The sequence below is a fragment of the Ruminococcus sp. genome (genome assembly GCF_017650195.1).
In the GTDB taxonomy this organism is placed as follows: domain Bacteria; phylum Bacillota; class Clostridia; order Oscillospirales; family Ruminococcaceae; genus Ruminococcus.
On the sequence record NZ_JAGCFH010000283.1, the window covers coordinates 1 to 3,415 of the forward strand.

The following is a 3,415-nucleotide window of genomic DNA, read 5'->3' on the forward strand; positions in this document are numbered from 1 at the left end:
AAAATGAGTTACCGTAAGACATACGCCGTTTACGGCTATACTGTCTCCGATACTGACGTCTTCAAGGACCTTTTCAGCTTGTATCTCAATGAAGGAGGAGTTGCCGGAGCGCTTTACGGTTTTTACTGTCCCTACTTCTTCAATTATTCCCGTGAACATTTTTCACCCTGCTTTCTATGAGTATATCCTCTCCGATATTGATTATACTGCATTTTTCAAGCATAAATGCCTCATCAGGTAGCGGTACGCCTGTTCCTGATACAGGTGAACTGCCTCTGCCGCCGAAAAGTTTTGGCGCTATGTATGCCTGTATCTTTGTCACTATACCTGCATTTAAAGCAGACCAGTTCAGTTCTCCGCCGCCTTCAAGAAGTATGCTGTCGAGTCTTTCGCTACCAAGCTGTTTCATAAGCTCCATCAAGTCTACGCGGTTGTTCTTCGCAGCAGTCCTAATTATTCGACAGCCTGCCTCTTCAAAGCGTGCTGCTACTTCTTTATCCTCTGATACTGTAGCTATAATCGTCGGAACCTCCCTGGCAGTCTTGATGATATTACAGTCAAGGGGAGTTCTGAGTTTGCTGTCGCATATTATACGTATTGGATCACGGCTGTTTTCAAGGCGACAGGTGAGCAGGGGATCGTCAGCGATGACTGTTCCTACGCCTACCATTACTGCACTGTGATGAAGCCTTTCATGCTGCACATGAGCTCTTGCGGATTCGCCGGTTATCCATTTTGATTCTCCTGTATAACAGGCTATCTTTCCGTCAATGGTCATTGCGTACTTCATTGTCACAAAAGGCAGACCTGTTGTGATATAGTGGAAGAATATCTCATTCAGAGCGTCGCATTCCTCTTTGAGGATACCTTCTGCCACCTCTATTCCACTGTCGCGGAGTATTTGTGTACCCTTGCCTGCAACAAGTGGATTCGGATCGGAGGAGCCGATGAACACCCTTTTTATGCCGTGAGCTATGACAGCATCCGTGCAGGGGGGCTGCTTGCCATGGTGGCAGCAGGGCTCGAGAGTTACATACATATCTGCGCCCTTGCAATCTATACCCTTTGCTTCACAGTCAGCAAATGCGCTGCGCTCAGCGTGGAGATCACCATAGCGTTTGTGATAGCCACTGCCGATTATTTCGCCTTTTTTGACGATAACAGCTCCGACCATCGGATTGGGAGATGTGAAGCCCATACCCCTGCGGGCGAGTAAAAGTGCTGCATGCATAAATTCTTCGTGAGACATAGTTCCTCCTGATATTAGTGAATAGTATTTAGTGCATATTGATTAGTGAAAAATGTAATTAAGGACATTATTCTCCTGAAAATAGAAAAAGCCCCGTTACTTTGGGGCTTGAAGTCGTATACTGCACATTGGAGTGCGGTTTATCTTCTTTCATCCGGACTTTACCGTCGGCTTCGGAATCTCACCGAATCAGCCATAAGGCTCGCAGGCTATAACTGCCGGTTATGACTTGCACATAACCCCGAAGACAATTTCAATTCATAATTAGAAATTCGTAATTATTGTATCCGCTCACGGATATATTTGAAAAAATTCATGAAACTTAATTACGCATTATGAATTACGCATTAATATTATATCACTGTGTTATACATTTGTCAATATCCTATTGCTATTTTCTGAATTGTGTGGTATAATATTATTATTACATCATAAGGAGTGTTTTTTAATGAGCGAATGTACACACGACTGCTCAAGCTGCGGAAGCGACTGCGGCAGTAGAACAGAGCCCCAGAGTCTGCTTGAAAAGCCAAATGCCATGAGTAATATCAGCAAGGTTGTAGGAGTTGTCAGCGGAAAGGGCGGTGTCGGCAAGACACTGGTATCTTCACTGCTTGCTGTTTCAATGCAGAGACTTGGCAAGAATGTGGGTATCATGGATGCTGATATTACAGGTCCATCTATACCAAAGGCTTTCGGTATACATCAGAAGGCTGATGCCTGCGAGTTCGGAATTATTCCTGCAAAGACCAAAATGGGACTTGATATAATGTCCATAAATCTCCTTCTTGAAAACGAGTCCGACCCTGTTGTATGGAGAGGTCCTGTTATCGCAGGTGTCGTAAAGCAGTTCTGGACTGACGTTATATGGAAGGATATAGACTGTCTCGTAGTTGATATGCCTCCTGGAACAGGGGACGTTCCGCTGACTGTATTTCAGTCACTACCGGTTGACGGTATAGTTATTGTAACTTCTCCTCAGGAGCTTGTTTCTATGATAGTGGAAAAGGCGGTTAAAATGGCTAAGCTCATGAATATACCCATACTCGGTATAATAGAGAATATGAGCTATTTTGAATGTCCGGACTGCGGTAAGCGTTATAGTATCTACGGTGAGAGCCATATTGAGGAGATAGCTGCTCAGTATGATATACCAGTGCTTGCAAAGCTTCCAATTGATCCTCAGCTTGCAAAACTCTGCGATCAGGGTACAATTGAGCTTTTTGAGGGTGAGTGGCTCACAGATGCTGCTGAGAAGATAGTTTCACTTGAAAAGTGATCATTAATCAGTAAGGGCGGAAAATCTGCCCTTTTGCTATGTATATGCAAGTAAGTGATTATAAGAAAATAGTATGGGCGCACAGTTGCCCGCTATCCTTAACGAAACTATACATTCTTATGAAATCCGAGGGCATAACGTTCTCGGGTTTCTGCTATTTAGCAAGCTGTCTGTTTGAACGTTTTATCCTTTGTAGGAGTAAGTAAAGGCATAGGATTATACGTTGATAAGAACGAATAATGTATTTCGACATCATTTTCCTAGGTTTTTGATTACACGCAAAAACAGATGTTAATGTTTAGGCAATATCATTTGATTCATTATCATTTGACAATGGTCTTAAATTATACGTTAATAATGCTGATAATATCGAATTTACACATGAAGAATATGCATTCAGTCATTATATGCTTATTACTGAAATGTTGGTTTTTTCAGATGAATATGCTAATGCTTCTGGTCACTCTATAATGCTCAAAGTTGCATCTTGGGGAAAAGAATACTATATTGATTTAGAACAATATTGTAATATGGTAAACAATGATACTACTATTAATAAATTTATCAATAACAATTCGTCAAATATTTTGGAAATAGGGAGGACACAAAAATGAAAAAAAGGATTATATTAACTGTTATAACAGCTTTCGTTTTAATAATAGCTGCAATAGGTGCTATAAAGACGTACTCCAGTAATAAATTGAAAAGATATATCAAATCACAGAATTATCAGTATTTAATTCTTAAAGATGCACATTCAAACAAAAATGAAGTAAGTTCAACTTTTGAGTTGAATCTTTCTGCATTTGAAAATGAAAAAGAATTTGTAATTGAAGTTCAATCTTTAAAAAGTGATATAGAAAAATTTTTAGAGAATAATTATCATG

3 protein-coding genes, 1 pseudogene and 1 riboswitch are annotated in these 3,415 nt (G+C 40.5%); of the genes and pseudogenes, 2 read left to right on the top strand and 2 right to left on the bottom strand.

From position 1 onward, the window contains the following. Both J6U00_RS12815 and ribD read right to left on the bottom strand, forming a co-directional pair. Positions 1-159: pseudogene (locus J6U00_RS12815) on the bottom strand (riboflavin synthase); the annotation flags it as partial. Continuing rightward, on the bottom strand, positions 140-1,249 hold the full coding sequence (gene ribD / locus J6U00_RS12820; protein WP_296582436.1) for a bifunctional diaminohydroxyphosphoribosylaminopyrimidine deaminase/5-amino-6-(5-phosphoribosylamino)uracil reductase RibD: 1,110 nt from the start codon (positions 1,247-1,249) through the stop codon (positions 140-142). The gene ribD and the pseudogene J6U00_RS12815, both read right to left, overlap by 20 nt. Positions 1,250-1,387: 138 nt before the next feature. Further along, positions 1,388-1,502, bottom strand: a riboswitch (FMN riboswitch). 195 nt (positions 1,503-1,697) lie between these two features. Between ribD and J6U00_RS12825 the strand changes: the two genes are divergently transcribed. Then, positions 1,698-2,528 (top strand): Mrp/NBP35 family ATP-binding protein, encoded by an 831-nt coding sequence (locus J6U00_RS12825; RefSeq protein WP_296582437.1) that lies wholly within the window; start codon positions 1,698-1,700, stop codon positions 2,526-2,528. 610 nt (positions 2,529-3,138) lie between these two features. Continuing rightward, positions 3,139-3,415: hypothetical protein (locus tag J6U00_RS12830; RefSeq protein WP_296582439.1), on the top strand; the 277-nt coding region annotated here is incomplete at its 3' end.

Coding starts and splice junctions, on each gene's coding strand:
- ribD (WP_296582436.1), bottom strand. CDS start 1,249: ATGTCTCACGAAGAATTTATGCATGCAGCACTTTTACTCGCCCGCAGG.
- J6U00_RS12825 (WP_296582437.1), top strand. CDS start 1,698: ATGAGCGAATGTACACACGACTGCTCAAGCTGCGGAAGCGACTGCGGC.